The sequence below is a fragment of the Sphingomonas turrisvirgatae genome (genome assembly GCF_001721295.1).
In the GTDB taxonomy this organism is placed as follows: Bacteria; Pseudomonadota; Alphaproteobacteria; order Sphingomonadales; family Sphingomonadaceae; genus Sphingomonas; species Sphingomonas turrisvirgatae.
Window position 1 is genome coordinate 43,888 of sequence record NZ_MDDS01000008.1, and the last position, 14,351, is coordinate 58,238.

Here is a 14,351-nt window from a genome sequence, read left to right on the forward strand (position 1 = left end):
CCGGTCCGCTCCCCCGGCCACCCACTTCAGTGTATCTTGATGGGCGGCCGGGTGAGGGAGCGGGCCGGCACCGCCTGCGCCGCACGGCGCACGAACAGCCAAAACGCCAAAGGCCCCCGCTCCGGGGGCATGGAGCGAGGGCCGACCTGGCGTTCGTCACGCAGGCGGGAAGGGGCACTTGCCGGGCAACAGGGGGAAAAATCCCGACGCCCCGTCCGCCATTCCTTATTAGCGAGTCGAAGCTGTCGCCAACATGAACGCTGACGTTCAGCGACGGGCACCCGATCTCCGCGGATCGTTCCAGCGGAACGCTCCGTCGCTAACCGGCGCGTTGAACCGTTGGTTCGCGAGCCGGACGGTGGTGCGATTGTTCTGGCTGTCGAGCGCGACCCAGCCATTGAGCATCAACCCTCCGGGCGCCGCTGCGTTGCGCGCGAAGATCATGGTCATGCGACCGAATTCCGGCCGCTTGGGATCGTGCGCCTCGATGCTGACGACCTGGGGATTGCCGGTGGGCACGACCTTGGCATAGGCCGAGATGTCGCGGTTGGGATCGAGCAGTACGCCGAGCGGCGAGTTCTTGACCGGCCAGCGCGACACCTGTCGGACCGAATAGTCGATGAACCACAGGGCATTGCCGTCGCCGACGATCAGCAGCGGCACGCCCTTTTCATACTGGAAGCGAACCTTCCCCGGCTTCTTGAGCGTCAGGGTGCCGCGCACGGTCTTGCCCGCGCGATCGGTCTGCTCGAACGAGGCCGTCATCGACTGGGTCGAGCGAAGATGCGCCTGCACCTGGGCAAGCGTGTTCTGCTGCGCGGCTGCAGGCAGCGCGATGGTGAGGGCCGCGAGCGCGGCGAGCGGGCGAATAGTCATGGTCGTGCCAAACATATCCGCCCCATCGCCGGTTCCGCTTTAACGCGTCCTGAACCCTGATTACGCCTCGCTGCGAGCCTTCAGGATCTTGCCCGGGTTGCGCGGCGGCTCGCCCTTCGGCAGCGCGTCGACATGCTCCATGCCTTCGGTCACTTCGCCCCAGACGGTGTACTGGCGGTCGAGGAAGGTCGCGTCGTCCAGGCAGATGAAGAATTGCGAGTTGGCGCTGTTGGGATCATTGGTGCGAGCCATCGAGCAGACACCGCGCACGTGCGGTTCGCTGCTGAACTCCTGCGGCAGGTTCGGCTCCTTCGATCCGCTCATGCCCGTGCCGGTCGGATCGCCGCCCTGCGCCATGAAGCCGGCGATGACGCGGTGGAAGACGACGCCGTCATAGAAGCCGCTGTCAGCGAGCTTGGTGATGCGCTCGACATGCTTGGGCGCAAGGTCGGGACGCAGCTTGATGTGCACGTCGCCGCTGTCGAGGGTCATGACGAGGCGCGTGGGAAGATCGGACATGGGTTACTCCAACAATGGGAATTTGCACGGCACCTAGGCGTGTCGGGCGATGGTTGCAAATCAGGCGGATTGGCAGGGCAATCGCTGCGCGTTAGAGGGCGTGACGCGCAATTTCGGGGGAAGGCTCGATGACCGACGAGACCGATACCACCATTGCCGCCGAATCGCCGAGCGAGCATCCCGAACACCTCAGCCCCGAATTCGTGCGCACCGTGCTCGACCTGGTCGAGGCAGGCGAGATCGAGGCCGCGCGCGAGAAGGTCGCGCCGCTGCACCCCGCCGACATTGCCGACCTGGTCGAACTGACGCCGGGCGAGCAGCGACGGCAGCTGGCCGCCGCCATCGCCGGACTGATCGACGGCGACGTGCTGTCGGAAATGAACGACTGGGTGCGCGAGGAGCTGATCGAAGCGCTCGACCCGCACGAAGTCGCCGATATCGCCGCCGAGCTGGATACCGACGACGCGGTCGCGATCATCGAGGATATGGAGGAGGAGGATCAGCGCGCCGTCCTCCGCGCGCTGGACCCGGATGATCGTGCGGCAATCGAGGAGGCGCTGTCCTATCCCGAGGAGTCCGCCGGGCGCCTGATGCAGCGCGAGCTGATCGCGGTGCCGGAGCATTGGACCGTTGGTCATGTGCTCGACTTCCTGCGCGGGCAGGAGGAGCTGCCGACGGATTTCTGGGAAATCTTCGTCGTCGATCCCGCGCACAAGCCGGTCGGCACCTGTGCGCTCAGCTGGATCCTGCGCACGCCGCGCGGCGTGAGTGTCGGCGACGTGATGAAGCGCGAACAGACGCTGATCCCGGTCGAGATGGACCAGGAGGAAGTGGCGCTCAAATTCCAGAAATATGCGCTCATCTCCGCCGCGGTGACCGACGATAGCGGACGGCTGGTCGGCGTGATCACGGTCGACGACATCGTCCACATCATCAGCGAGGAAGCCGGCGAAGACGCGCTGCTGATGTCCGGGGCGGGCGATGGCGACATCAACGAGCCGATCCGCGACAGCTACAAGGCGCGGGTGCGCTGGCTGGTGGCGAATCTGTTCACCGCGCTGGTCGCATCGTCGATCATCGCGCTGTTCGGCGCGGCGATCGAGAAGATGGTGGCGCTGGCGGTGCTCATGCCGATCGTGGCTTCGGTGGGCGGCAATGCCGGGACGCAGACGATGGCGATCGTCGTGCGCGCGCTGGCGACCAACCAGCTGACCCAATCGAACACCGTGCGCACGATCCGGCGGGAGATCCTGGTCGCACTGCTGAATGGCGCGACGATCGCGGTGCTGCTGGGGATCGGGGCGGCGCTGGTGTTCGGCAATCCCGCGCTCGGCGGCGTCATCGCGGCAGCGATGGTGGTCAACATCCTGGTCGCGGGGCTCGCCGGCGTGCTGGTGCCGGTGACGCTGGAGCGGATGAAGCAGGACCCTGCCGTCGCTTCATCGGTGTTCGTGACGATGGTCACCGATTCGATGGGGTTCCTGGCGTTCCTGGGTCTGGCCGTGGCGTTCGGGCTGACGGGTTGATCACCGGCGGCGCGGTGCCCAGATCAGGGCGATGCCGCTGCATATTACCAAGGTCGCCTATGGTTGCGACAGTGTCGAGTTCCTGAAGGAGCGGCTGGCGCTGCGCGCTGCGCATGGGCCATCGTTCCTGACCACGCGCTATCTGCCGAAACGTCATGCGGAAATTGTCGGCGGCTCGCTGTTCTGGATCATCAAGCACCAGTTGATCGGGCGGACGCCGATCGTGCGCTTCGGCGAGGCGGAAGGCGGGCGCGTCGCGATCCACCTCGAGCCGCAGCTGATCCTGGTGCAGCCGCGTCCCAAGCGCGCGCATCAGGGCTGGCGCTATCTGGAGGGCGTGGATGCGCCGGCGGATCTGGGCGACGGGGACATGGCCGCGCTGCCGCCGGAACTGGCGGGCAAGCTGGCGGAATTGGGGCTGGCCTAGCGTCCTGGCCCTAGCGTGCGAGGCCGGGGAAGGCGGCCCTGAACGCTGCGACCTTAGGCTTATCCCAGCGCACAATATAGGGATGACGCGGGTTTCGGCGCGCGAAGTCCTGATGTTCCGCCTCGGCCGGGAAGAACTGGCCGCTCTCTACCGTGGTGACGACCGGCGCCGGATAAGCGCGGCTTTGCTGCAGTTGCGCGATATAGCTGCGCGCGACGCTGGCCTGCCCCGGATTTTGCGGGAAGATCGCCGAGCGGTAGCTGGGGCCGTGGTCCGGCCCTTGCCGGTTCAGCTGCGTGGGATCGTGCGCAACCGAGAAATAGATGCGCAGCAGCGTGGCGTAGGACAACTGGCGCGGATCGTAGACGATGCGAACCGCCTCGGCATGGCGCGTACGCTCGGTCGAGACCTGGGCGTAGGTCGCGGTGGCGCGGGTGCCGCCGGCATAGCCGCTGGTCACCGACGCCACGCCCTTCACGCCTTCGAACACCGCCTCCATTCCCCAGAAACAGCCGCCGGCAAGCACTGCGACCTGGTTGCCGGGCGCGGGCGCGACATCGTGTGTCGCTGCGGGGATGCGAAAGGTCTGCTCGGTCGCGCTTGCGCCCAAGCCCGGCACATAACCGGCCGCGGCAAGGACGCCGAGACTGATCAGCCCGGCAGCGGCAAGGGCGAGTGGCGTGCGCACGCCTTAAAAGATGGTGTGCGTCGCCACCTGTTCAATGTTGAGCGCCACCATGCCGATCGTGCCGAGCGAAAAGCCGGCAACGAACCGGTGGAACATCGCGGATTTGAGCATCGCGATCATGAGAATTTCCTCTTGCCTGATTGCGGGAAGGTCGGAACCAGCCCGCGAAAACCAAGCATAGATCTAGTTTGGCCGGATGAACGAGCCGTGGGCGGACCGTTCATCCGCGCGTCACGCGCTCAGCGCAGCGCCTTGCAGGCTTGCTGAATGCGGCTGCATGCCTCGGTCAGGATCGACTCGCTCGTCGCATAGCTGATGCGCAGCGCGGGCGAGAAGCCGAACGCCGCGCCATGCACGGCCGCGACCTTCGCCTCGTCGAGCAGATAGCCGATCATCGTCTCGTCCGTGTCGATCACCACGCCCTTTGGCGTCGTCTTGCCGATCAGCGCGCTGAACTCGGGATAGACATAGAATGCGCCTTCGGGTGTTGGGCAGTTCATGCCCTCGATCTCGTTGAGCATGCCGACGACCAAGTCGCGGCGCTTCTGGAAGGCGGCGGCGCGATCCTTGAGGAAGCTTTGGTCGCCGTTCAGCGCCGCGACCGAGGCGGCCTGGCTGATGCTGCACGGGTTCGACGTCGACTGCGACTGCAGCTTGCCCATCGCCTTGATCAGCCATTGCGGCCCGCCGGCATAGCCGATGCGCCAGCCGGTCATGGCGTAAGCCTTCGACACACCGTTCGCGGTCAGCGTGCGATCGATCAGCGACGGGCAGACCTGTGCGATCGTCGCGAATTCAAAGCCATCGTACAGGATATGCTCGTACATATCGTCGGCATAGATCAGCACGTGCGGATGGCGTTCGAGCACCTGGCCGAGCGCGCGCAATTCGTCCGCGCTGTAGGCGGCGCCCGTGGGGTTGGACGGCGAGTTCAGCACGACCCACTTGGTCTTTGCGGTGATGGCCGCTTCCAGCTGTTCGGGCTTGATCTTGTAACCTTGCTCCGCACCGGCCGAGATGAAGACCGGCTTACCCCCGGCGAACTCGACCACATCGGGATAGCTGACCCAATAGGGTGCGGGCACGATCACTTCATCGCCGGCATCGATGGTCGCACAAAAGGCGTTGAACAGCGTGTGCTTGCCGCCGGAATTCACGCTGATCTGGTTTTCGGCATAGGTGAGGCCGTTCTCGCGCGCGAACTTGGCGACGATCGCCGCCTTGAGCTCGGCGGTGCCGTCGACGTTCGTGTATTTGGTCGCGCCCTTGCGGATCGCTTCGATCGCCGCTTCCTTGACGAAGTCGGGCGTGTCGAAATCGGGCTCGCCAGCGCCCAGGCCGATCACGTCGATGCCCTGCCGTTTCAGGTCCAGGACCCGGCTCGTCATGGCGAGCGTGGCGGACGGCTGGATACGGTTGAGCGCGGCGGAGGTCTGCATGACAGGTCCTGTATGGAGGGAATGCGCGCCCTATAGGTCCGCCATCGCCTCTTCCGCAACCGTAACAGCGGCAACCAGTCCGCGAACCGAATTGCCGATGAAGAAGCCGTCCGCGAGATCGGCGGGTGTGAGGTCTGCCTCGATCGCCTGCCCGCTCGCGATCAGCTCGGCCCGCAGGATCCCCGGAAGGATGCCGCGCGCGAGCGGCGGTGTCAGCAGCATGCCATCGCGGCGGACGAAGATCGAGGTGAAGCTGCCCTCCGTCAGCCAGCCGTCGGCATCGATGTACAGCGTCTCGAACGCGCCGGCGCTGCGCGGATAGAGGCGCCGGTCGGTCGTCTTGTGAGCCAGCCGAAAGTCGCGCGGCGCAACTTCGCGCGAACGGATCGCGACGTGGACGGGTGACGAGGGGGCGGGCGGCAGCGGCGCGGTGCCGATGGCGATATTGCCCTGCGCCGACAGGAGCAGCCGGATACGCGCCGGCCCATGCAGCCGGAAGGTTGCCGCCTGCAGTTCGTTGCGCGCGGCATGGCGATCGAAGGCGAAGCCGAACACGCCGGCACTCGCCTTCATCCGCGCGAGATGGCGTTCGAGCAACGCAATGCCGTCGGCCGGATCGAAGCGCATGGTCTCGATCAAGTCGAACGGTCGCTGTCCGCGGCGAAGGAACGCGCCCTTGGCGAGGCATTCGTCCCACTCCTCGCCAGCGGTCGAATCGGCGACAACGCCCGAACCCAAACCCAGCGTCGCCGTCTGCGAGTCCGATCGCAGATGCAGCGTCCGTATCGCGACGTTGAAGGCGGCGTCGCCATCCGGATCGATGCGACCGATCGAGCCCGTATAAGCGCCGCGCGTATCCGGCTCGACCGCCTCGATCACCTGCATCGCGCGGATTTTGGGCGCCCCGGTGACCGAGCCGCAGGGAAAGGTAGCCGCAAGGAGGTCGCCGATGCCCGTGCCGGGCGCGACCCTTGCCGCAACGGTCGAAACCATGGTGTGCAGCGTGGGGTAGGTTTCGACCTTGAACAGGTGAGGCACGTGCACGCTGCCGGGCGCCGCGATGCGCGCCAGGTCGTTGCGCATCAAGTCGACGATCATCAGATTCTCGGCGCGCTGCTTGGCATCCGTGGCGAGTTGCGCCCGGGCGAGCGAGTCTTCCTCCGGCGTCGCCCCGCGCGCCGTGGTTCCCTTCATGGGCCGCGCGATCAGTTGCCCGTCGCGCAACGCGAAGAACAGTTCGGGCGAGAAGGACAGCAGCCAATCGGTGCCGGTCCAGACGATGCCACCATAACCTGCCGCCGCGCGCTGCCGAACGGCGGCATAGGCGGCAAGCGGATCGCCGAGCAGCGTGACCGCGGCGCGAAACGTGAGGTTGGCCTGGTAGATGTCGCCGGCCTCGATCCATTCGTGCACGCGCGAAAACGCCTCGTCATAAGCTTTGCGCGAGATGCCGGGACGGGGTCGGCCTAGCCACGCGCCGGCCGGATCGGGTAGCCGGGCCGCGACGTGTGTAGCCGGGATACGCTCGACGCCTTCGAACAGCCCGAACCACAGCAGCGGCCCATCGCCGCGTGGCGCAGCGAGCTTTGCCTCCAGCGCATGTCCGGTTTCATAGGCAATGTAGCCCGCGGCATGCAGGCCCTCGGCACGCGCCGCATCGAGCGCAGCCAATGCGGGACGCACCTGCGCGGTATTGCGCGCGACGACGGTCCGCACCGGCCGCGAATAGAGATGCGCATCGACGCCGCCGGACCGGGCATCGTCGAGCAGCACGAAAGGGGCGTCGGCGCGCATCGGCAGGGGCATGCAATCCTGCGCGCGGCTCCGCAACCCTCTGTTGCCGCGAACTTGTCCGCCGCCTATCTCCACAAGCGATGACCGACGCTAACAATCCCCCGCTGCGCGCCGCGATCGTGCCGGTGACGCCGCTTCAGCAGAACAGCACGCTGATCTGGTGCACTGAGACCATGCGCGGCGCCTTCACCGATCCGGGCGGCGACCTCGATCGCCTGAAGGCCGCGGCGAAGCAGCATGGCGTCACGGTCGAGAAATTGCTGATCACGCACGGCCATATCGACCATTGCGGGCAGGCCGGCACGCTGGCCAGGCAATTGGGCGTGCCGATCGAGGGGCCGCACGAGGCGGACCGGTTCTGGATCAGCCGGCTGGAGGATGACGGTCGCAGCTATGGCATCGACGGCCGCGTGTTCGAGCCGGATCGCTGGCTGGTCGATGGCGATACGGTAAGTGTCGGCAAGCTGACGCTCGACGTGTATCATTGCCCCGGTCACACGCCGGGTCATGTCGTTTTCCATCATGCGCCGTCGCAACTGGCGATCGTCGGCGACGTGATTTTCCAGGGATCGATCGGTCGCACCGACTTCCCGATGGGCAATCACCAGGATCTGATCGACGCGATCACTGGCAAGCTTTGGCCGCTGGGCGGCGAGACGGTGTTCGTGCCGGGCCACGGCCAGCCCAGTACCTTCGCGCAAGAGCGGCGCAGCAATCCGTTCGTCGCGGATGCGGTGCTGGCACGCGCCTGATGCTGATGAGCCTGTCATGCTGATCCTGGGTCTTGAATCGAGCTGCGACGAGACCGCCGCCGCCTTGGTAAGCGATCGGCGCGAGGTCTTGGCCCATAAACTGGCGACGCAGGAAGAAGCGCATCGTCCATTTGGCGGCGTGGTGCCCGAGATCGCCGCGCGCGCGCATGTCGAGGTGCTGGCGCCGCTGGTGGAGGCAGTGTTGACCGAAGCTGGCGTCACGCTGAACGAGGTCGATGCAATCGCCGCCACCGCCGGGCCGGGACTGATCGGCGGCGTGATGGTGGGCCTGGTGACCGGCAAGGCGCTGGCGCATGCTGCCGGCAAGCCGCTGGTCGCCGTCAATCATTTGGAAGGCCATGCGCTTTCGCCGCGGCTGGCTGACCCTGATCTTGCCTTTCCCTATCTGTTGCTGCTGGTGTCCGGCGGGCATTGCCAGCTGCTGCTGGTTGAGGGCGTGGGGCGTTACAGACGCTTGGCGACGACAATCGACGATGCGGCGGGGGAGGCGTTCGACAAGACCGCCACGCTGCTTGGCCTCGGTTTTCCCGGTGGGCCGGCGGTGGAGCGCGTGGCGCGCGACGGTGACCCGTTCGCCGTGCCGCTGCCGCGCCCGCTGGTGGGATCGGGCGAGCCGCATTTCTCGTTCGCCGGGTTGAAGAGCGATGTGGCGCGCAAGGCCGGCAAGTATGCGGTGGCCGATCTCGCCGCCTCGTTCCAGCAGGCGGTGGTCGATTGCCTGGTCGATCGCACGCGGATCGCGCTGGGCAAGGCGGCAGGCGCGACCGCCCTGGTCGTCGCGGGCGGCGTCGCGGCCAATGGTGCGGTTCGCGGAGCGCTCGAACGATTGGCGGGCGAGCAGGGCCTGCGCTTCGTTGCGCCGCCGCTTTGGCTTTGCACCGACAATGCCGCCATGATCGGCTGGGCGGGAGCGGAGCGCTTCGCCGCCGGATTGAGCGATCCGCTCGACATGCCGGCACGGCCACGCTGGCCGCTCGACCCGGATGCGGAAAAGGTGCGCGGGGCGGGGGTGAAGGCATGAAGATCGGCGTTTTAGGCGGCGGGGCGTGGGGCACGGCACTGGCTCAGGTGGCTGCGCGCGGCGATACGCCAGTGAAGCTGTGGGCGCGCGAGCCCGAGGTGGTCGAGTCGGTCAATTCAGCACATGAGAACCGCGCCTTCCTGGCTGGCGTAGCGCTGTCGCCGGCGATCCGCGCGACAAACGTGCTGGATGACCTGGACGAATGCGAAGCGCTGCTGGTCGTGGTGCCGGCGCAGTTCCTGCGCGGTGTGCTGACCCAGTTGGCGGTCGGCGCACGGCCGCTGGTGCTGTGTGCGAAGGGGATAGAGGCGGGGACGCGCAAGCTGGTCGCGGAGATTGCGCGCGAACTGCATCCACAAGCGCCAGTTGCCGTGCTGTCAGGACCCACCTTTGCGCATGAGGTGGCCAAGGGCCTGCCGACTGCGGTGACGCTGGCGTGCGAGGATGATGGCCTGCGCAACGCGTTGGCCGAGCGGCTCGCCGGGCCGGCCTTTCGCACCTATGGCTCGTCCGACGTGACGGGGGCGGAGATCGGCGGGGCAGTCAAGAACGTGCTGGCGATCGCCTGCGGCGTGGTCGAGGGCGCGGGGCTGGGGCTCAATGCGCGTGCGGCGCTGATCGCGCGCGGCTTTGCCGAGATGACGCGGTTCGGCGTAGCACGCGGCGGCCGGCCCGAGACGCTGGCGGGGCTGTCCGGGCTGGGCGATCTGGTGCTCACCTGCTCGTCGACCAATTCGCGCAACTTTTCGCTGGGCGTGGGACTGGGACAGGGCAGGCCGGCGGCGGAATTGCTGGCCGACCGGCGCACGGTTGCCGAAGGCGCGGCCACGGCACCGGTGCTGCGCGAGGCGGCGGCAGCGGCCGGCGTGGAGATGCCCGTGACGGCGGCGGTATGTGCCCTGCTGGAAGGCGCGCCGGTGGACGCGGTGGTGCGCTCCCTACTCGCGCGGCCGCTACGGGGCGAGGCGGTCTAGCCGGTTGGCGATTTCAGGGAAATGGATGCCCCACAAGGATTCGAACCTTGATCGAAGGAGTCAGAGGCTCTGAAAAGTTGGCTCGGAGTATAGATTTGTTCGAGCTTAGTTACAGATTAGTCACGACCAGAAAAAGTCGCCTCTTCTGCTTCCGTAAACACTCTACTACATGTTGCAAATTGCAACAAGGCATATTGAGTCTGGCTGCGTTTGATTGGTTCGATTGGAATCGTAGCCGATGGGACGTGGCGGCAGATTTACCTTGATGTTGGATAGCGTTTAGCTCGGACATCGATGCTCATCGGCGGGCGCATCCGAGCAAAGGGCGGGGCCATAGTTATCCGGGCGGAGGACCGAGGACGGGGGTTTTTCCGAACCACGTCGCTTTGGGGGTGATGTCAGACTCAGATGAGCGACGGCAGCCTCTGGATCGGACAGATCGGCGATCCCATGCAGATCAGCGCGGACGGCTGACCTTGCGGGCCTGTTGCCCCGCAACGGCAAAGGGGTCGGTCGCGTTCGCCTGGGGACTGTAATAGCGATCGATCCGGTTTCGAATACGATTTTGCACCCGGTTCTGAACCCGGCTCGCAATCCGGGCCATCGGCTTGATACCGGCTTGGTCAGCCGCAGTATCCCGGGTCTGGCGCTGACCGACTTGCCCGACCGAGGAGCGCGCGGTGCGGCCGCTTGGGTTTGTCTCGATCGGGGTCTGCGGCCGCTGCTGGGTCACCGGCTGTTCCCCGTCCTGGTTATCGGCGGCCGATGATGTGCTTTGCGGTGCGCTCGCTTGCGCAACCGCGGGCATGTTCGCCAGCGAATAGGCGAGGCTGAGCAGGATCGGAATGCGCAAGATCCTTACCTTCATCGCGCAGGCGCCAGTTCAACGCGGTCCAACTGCCCCGAAAGCCCCGCGATCGCATCGGACGCGCGCGCCGTTAGGACGAGGGTCTGCACGGGACAGTCTGCCGGGACGGCGAACATGCCGCTGAAATTGCCATTTGCAACATTTGAGTTCGGCACTTCGACCCGCCCAAGTTCGCGACCGTTCTGACAGCGTAGCGTCCAGTAGGGCAGGGCACTCGCCGTCTGTTCGACCCCGACACTGTGCCCGGTCAGGCGATAGCGGCCGGGCGGCAGCAACTGCAGCTGCTGCAACATCGGTCCGCCAACACTGGCCGGAGCGGCGAAATCAAAAATGCCGCCTTGGATACTGGTTGTGAGGCCCGATCCGTCGTTGATCGGGGTCCAGTCCAGCTGCGATGGCGTCTCCCAAATTGCGGTAAAGCGCGGGTCGCGTGAGCGGCGCCGCTCGGCGCCAAGCCGGATCGATGCGTAGTAGGACCAGGCGGCGTCGGTCTGGCCGCCCGCGATCAACGCGTTGACGGCCCCGGCTTGCGCAGTCTCCGGGACCACGACACCGGCACGGCGCAGCGCGAGGAACAGTATCGCGGTTGACTTGGGATCCGGTCCGTTACCTGCAAGGTAATTGACGAAGCCCTCGCTCCACATCGGTTTGCCGGCAAGCGTCTTGACCAGCTCGCGCCGGATATCCGGATCGCCGCTCGCCGACGCGAGTACCGGATAGAGCATATCAGCCATGTTGGGAAAAACGCGGAGTGTGATGTCATACTGGTGCAGCGCTCCGGGGATATCGTTGCGCTGGACCGCATCCTCGATCATGAACAGTTGCGTGCGGAGATCGCGCCGTGACAGCTTCTGCGCATAGGCGAAATAGCGCCGTGCTGCGGCCTGATCGTTGCGAATGGCCGCATTCACTCCCAGCGTGGCAGCAGCTGCGACTGCCGTCGGGTCCTGTTGCAAGGCGCGCTTCGCCAGCACATCAGCGCGGGCACGATCCTTCGGCGTTGCATCAGGCCCGGCCAGCGATGTTGCGTAGGCCGCGGTGATCCGCCCGTCATAAGGGGCAAGCCGGTAAGCCAGCCTTGGGTCCCGCTTCACTACCGCCTGCGCAAGGGTGAAGGTCAGGCTGTAATATCCAAGCACCACAACCACGGCGGCGAGCGCGAGCCGAACAGCCCACTCCTTCGGCGAGCGACGCGCCAGATCCCGACGAAACGACATCGGCCGGCCGCTTATGCCTTCGCGTCCTTGCGGCCATAGCCATAGCCATATTCATAGCCATACCCGTAATGGGCCTTGCGCGCCTCGAATTTGGTGAGCACGCCGCCGAAAATGCGGGCGTTCGCGGCGGCAAGGCGGCCGAGCGCGGTTTTGACAAGGCTCGAGCGGATGCCGTGCGATTCAACAGCGTAAACGACGCCCTCGACCCGACTCGCGATTAGCGGCGCGTCGGCGAGACCCATGACCGGCGGGCTATCGATCACCACATGGTCAAAGCACTCAAGCAGTCGGTCGAGCAAGACGCTCAGACGATTGCCAGTCAGCAATTCCGCCGCATTGGGCGGGATCGGCCCGGCTGACATCGCGACGAAGCCGAGGTCGCTCATCGGAAAGGTCAGCGTGTCGATATTGTCGTCGCCGGCCAGGAAGTTGCTTAGGCCCTTTTCGTGGTCGACACCGCCCAGATGATGGACCGAAGGCGAGCGCATATCGCCATCGACCAGGATAGTGCGCTTGCCGGCGCGTGCCAGCATCGTTGCCAGCGCGAGCGCAGTCGTCGACTTGCCCTCTGCCGGCCGAGTCGATGTGACCGACAAGGACCGCGGCACGCCATGCTCGGTCGTGAAGCCTAGGTTGGTATTGATCGCCAAATACGCGTCGACCAGGTCCGACTTGCGGTCGAGCAACTCTTGGCGCGGCGAAGTGCCGTCAGCAACCTTCGGTACCGATCCCAGCAGCGGCAGGCCGAGCCGCCGCTCGACCTCCGCCGGATCGGCAATCGCCTCGTCCATCTGCTCGAGCGCGAAGGCGATGAGCGCGCCCAAACCGAGGCCAGCAAGGAGAGCGATAAGAAGATTCAAGAACAACCGTGGGCTTGACGGACGCTGCGGCACGTCAGCCCCATCAACCACCGATATGTTATTGACGCCAACGCCCCCCGCGACACCGACTTCCTTATAGCGCTGAAGCAGGCCGTCATACAGGGCACGGTTGGTATCCACCTCTTGCTGGTAGATGTTATACTGGATGCTACGCCGACGGTCATCGAGATAGCTGGCCTTGAGCTGATTGACCCGGGCCTGCAGTGCATTCTCGCGCTGCACGGCTTCGCGGTGATCCGCCTGCACCGAGCCCAAAACGCGCGCCTCTTCTCGGGCAATCGACCGATCAAGTTGGTCGATCTGATTCTGAATTGCCTGCGCGGCCGGATAGCCAGGCTCGAACTGAACCATCAGCCGCTGATATTCGGCGGCAAGTTCCGCGCGACGCTGACGAAGACTATTAATGGCTTGGTTTCGCAACGCCTCGACTGATGCACCGGCTCGCCCATCTTGTTGCGCACGCGCCTCTGCTTGGATACGCGCGGCAGTAGCCTGTGCGAGCGCAGCATTGAGCGCGGCAAGATCATCGGCCACGATCGAGCGCTCGACGGTCGTGGGGCCGCCGGTACCCCCGCCCTGCGCCGGCAAATTGATGATCTGCTGTGCTGACGCATAGTCGACCAGTTGCCGTTGGCTATCATCGAGACGCTCCTTCTGCAGCGCAAGCTGACGCTGGAGGAGATTACGACCGTAAGAAGTCGCCTGAAGCTTTCGCTCAAGGTTAGTCTGAATGAAGTTGTCCGCCCATGCATTGGCAATACGGGCCGAGAAGCCGGGGTCAGCACTGGTAAAACTGATGTCAACCAAACGTGAAAGACGGGTCGGACTTATCGACACGTTCTGCCGCAAGATTGCCCCAGCGATCCGTTGACGCTCGGCACGGCCCGACGTCGGATAGCGGCCGTTCGCAAGGCGAAAGGCAGGGTGCTCGCTTGCGACATTGAATAATTGATAGAACTTGGGATCATCCACAAGACGTAGCTGTGCTGCGACCCGCTCAGACAATGCCCGGGACTTCAATAACCCATACTGAGTCTGATAAAACTCCTGATCGAACGATGTAGTCTCGCGTTCGACACCTTGGAACCCGGCAACCTTGTTTGCCTCACGCGCGATTTCGACCGTGGCTGTCGCCGTATATTTCGGCGTCATCAGCAAGGTCGCGACCAGTCCTAGCAGCACACATGCGACCGTCGCTCCAATGATTACCCACCGCCAACGCGTTGCAATGCGCAGATATTGTCGAATGATCGACGGGCGATCAGCCGGTGCCGGCGATACCGTTGCGGGCGGCGGCGGTGCAAAAGCAGCAGGACCGACCAGGTTAGACGAGATCAGGTTCATGAAC

At 65.2% G+C, this 14,351-nt stretch carries 13 protein-coding genes; 5 read left to right on the top strand and 8 right to left on the bottom strand.

The features are described 5' to 3' along the window. Nucleotides 1–267: 267 nt before the first annotated feature. Nucleotides 268–876 carry a LolA family protein gene (locus tag BFL28_RS03640; RefSeq protein WP_079246907.1) on the bottom strand — a complete coding sequence of 203 codons (609 nt, stop codon included), beginning with the start codon at nucleotides 874–876 and terminating at the stop codon, nucleotides 268–270. A 60-nt stretch (nucleotides 877–936) separates the two neighbouring features. After that, nucleotides 937–1,395: a peptidylprolyl isomerase gene (locus BFL28_RS03645; RefSeq protein ID WP_069319251.1), complete on the bottom strand. Its 459-nt coding sequence runs from the start codon at nucleotides 1,393–1,395 to the stop codon at nucleotides 937–939. Nucleotides 1,396–1,523: 128 nt separating this feature from the next. Here BFL28_RS03645 and mgtE point away from each other — a divergent pair, with 128 nt between their 5' ends. Both mgtE and BFL28_RS03655 read left to right on the top strand, forming a co-directional pair. Beyond that, the gene (mgtE, locus tag BFL28_RS03650) at nucleotides 1,524–2,921 is read left to right on the top strand and encodes a magnesium transporter (RefSeq protein WP_069319252.1); all 1,398 of its coding nucleotides are present in this window, start codon (nucleotides 1,524–1,526) and stop codon (nucleotides 2,919–2,921) included. 31 nt (nucleotides 2,922–2,952) lie between these two features. Continuing rightward, nucleotides 2,953–3,348 (top strand): DUF1489 family protein, encoded by a 396-nt coding sequence (locus BFL28_RS03655; RefSeq protein WP_069319253.1) that lies wholly within the window; start codon nucleotides 2,953–2,955, stop codon nucleotides 3,346–3,348. 10 nt (nucleotides 3,349–3,358) lie between these two features. Here the strand turns inward: BFL28_RS03655 and msrA are convergent, their stop codons facing one another. The 3 genes from msrA to pabB all read right to left on the bottom strand — a co-directional run bounded on the left by msrA (nucleotide 3,359) and on the right by pabB (nucleotide 7,269). Then, nucleotides 3,359–4,036 carry a peptide-methionine (S)-S-oxide reductase MsrA gene (gene msrA, locus BFL28_RS03660; protein ID WP_420911750.1) on the bottom strand — a complete coding sequence of 226 codons (678 nt, stop codon included), beginning with the start codon at nucleotides 4,034–4,036 and terminating at the stop codon, nucleotides 3,359–3,361. Between the two features lie 239 nt (nucleotides 4,037–4,275). Next, on the bottom strand, nucleotides 4,276–5,475 hold the full coding sequence (locus BFL28_RS03665; RefSeq protein WP_069319254.1) for a pyridoxal phosphate-dependent aminotransferase: 1,200 nt from the start codon (nucleotides 5,473–5,475) through the stop codon (nucleotides 4,276–4,278). A 30-nt stretch (nucleotides 5,476–5,505) separates the two neighbouring features. After that, entirely contained in the window at nucleotides 5,506–7,269 is a 1,764-nt protein-coding gene (gene pabB / locus BFL28_RS03670) for an aminodeoxychorismate synthase component I (RefSeq protein WP_173655667.1), read from the bottom strand. Between the two features lie 80 nt (nucleotides 7,270–7,349). Here pabB and BFL28_RS03675 point away from each other — a divergent pair, with 80 nt between their 5' ends. The 3 genes from BFL28_RS03675 to BFL28_RS03685 are packed head-to-tail and all read left to right on the top strand — an operon-like array spanning nucleotide 7,350 to nucleotide 10,037. Then, the gene (locus tag BFL28_RS03675; RefSeq protein WP_069319255.1) at nucleotides 7,350–8,021 is read left to right on the top strand and encodes an MBL fold metallo-hydrolase; all 672 of its coding nucleotides are present in this window, start codon (nucleotides 7,350–7,352) and stop codon (nucleotides 8,019–8,021) included. A gap of 16 nt (nucleotides 8,022–8,037) precedes the next feature. Continuing rightward, nucleotides 8,038–9,063: a tRNA (adenosine(37)-N6)-threonylcarbamoyltransferase complex transferase subunit TsaD gene (gene tsaD, locus BFL28_RS03680; protein WP_069319297.1), complete on the top strand. Its 1,026-nt coding sequence runs from the start codon at nucleotides 8,038–8,040 to the stop codon at nucleotides 9,061–9,063. Further along, nucleotides 9,060–10,037 (top strand): NAD(P)H-dependent glycerol-3-phosphate dehydrogenase, encoded by a 978-nt coding sequence (locus BFL28_RS03685; RefSeq protein WP_069319256.1) that lies wholly within the window; start codon nucleotides 9,060–9,062, stop codon nucleotides 10,035–10,037. The genes tsaD and BFL28_RS03685 overlap by 4 nt, the downstream gene beginning before the upstream one ends. A gap of 457 nt (nucleotides 10,038–10,494) precedes the next feature. Here BFL28_RS03685 and BFL28_RS03690 read toward each other — a convergent pair whose 3' ends face one another. The 3 genes from BFL28_RS03690 to BFL28_RS03700 are packed head-to-tail and all read right to left on the bottom strand — an operon-like array spanning nucleotide 10,495 to nucleotide 14,347. After that, complete coding sequence (locus BFL28_RS03690) at nucleotides 10,495–10,905, bottom strand: hypothetical protein (protein WP_069319257.1); 411 nt, start codon at nucleotides 10,903–10,905, stop codon at nucleotides 10,495–10,497. Continuing rightward, a complete protein-coding gene (locus BFL28_RS03695; RefSeq protein WP_069319258.1) occupies nucleotides 10,902–12,122 on the bottom strand; it encodes a hypothetical protein in 1,221 nt (406 codons plus the stop codon). The genes BFL28_RS03690 and BFL28_RS03695 overlap by 4 nt, the downstream gene beginning before the upstream one ends. 11 nt (nucleotides 12,123–12,133) lie before the next feature. Continuing rightward, nucleotides 12,134–14,347, bottom strand: coding sequence for a GumC family protein (locus tag BFL28_RS03700; protein ID WP_069319259.1), 2,214 nt, complete (start codon nucleotides 14,345–14,347; stop codon nucleotides 12,134–12,136). Nucleotides 14,348–14,351 lie beyond the last annotated feature (4 nt).

Bases quoted from the DNA above. Each gene is read 5' to 3' on its own strand.
- BFL28_RS03640 (WP_079246907.1), bottom strand. From the start codon at position 876: ATGACTATTCGCCCGCTCGCCGCGCTCGCGGCCCTCACCATCGCGCTG.
- BFL28_RS03645 (WP_069319251.1), bottom strand. From the start codon at position 1,395: ATGTCCGATCTTCCCACGCGCCTCGTCATGACCCTCGACAGCGGCGAC.
- mgtE (WP_069319252.1), top strand. From the start codon at position 1,524: ATGACCGACGAGACCGATACCACCATTGCCGCCGAATCGCCGAGCGAG.
- BFL28_RS03655 (WP_069319253.1), top strand. From the start codon at position 2,953: ATGCCGCTGCATATTACCAAGGTCGCCTATGGTTGCGACAGTGTCGAG.
- BFL28_RS03665 (WP_069319254.1), bottom strand. From the start codon at position 5,475: ATGCAGACCTCCGCCGCGCTCAACCGTATCCAGCCGTCCGCCACGCTC.
- pabB (WP_173655667.1), bottom strand. From the start codon at position 7,269: ATGCGCGCCGACGCCCCTTTCGTGCTGCTCGACGATGCCCGGTCCGGC.
- BFL28_RS03675 (WP_069319255.1), top strand. From the start codon at position 7,350: ATGACCGACGCTAACAATCCCCCGCTGCGCGCCGCGATCGTGCCGGTG.
- tsaD (WP_069319297.1), top strand. From the start codon at position 8,038: ATGCTGATCCTGGGTCTTGAATCGAGCTGCGACGAGACCGCCGCCGCC.
- BFL28_RS03685 (WP_069319256.1), top strand. From the start codon at position 9,060: ATGAAGATCGGCGTTTTAGGCGGCGGGGCGTGGGGCACGGCACTGGCT.
- BFL28_RS03690 (WP_069319257.1), bottom strand. From the start codon at position 10,905: ATGAAGGTAAGGATCTTGCGCATTCCGATCCTGCTCAGCCTCGCCTAT.
- BFL28_RS03695 (WP_069319258.1), bottom strand. From the start codon at position 12,122: ATGTCGTTTCGTCGGGATCTGGCGCGTCGCTCGCCGAAGGAGTGGGCT.
- BFL28_RS03700 (WP_069319259.1), bottom strand. From the start codon at position 14,347: ATGAACCTGATCTCGTCTAACCTGGTCGGTCCTGCTGCTTTTGCACCG.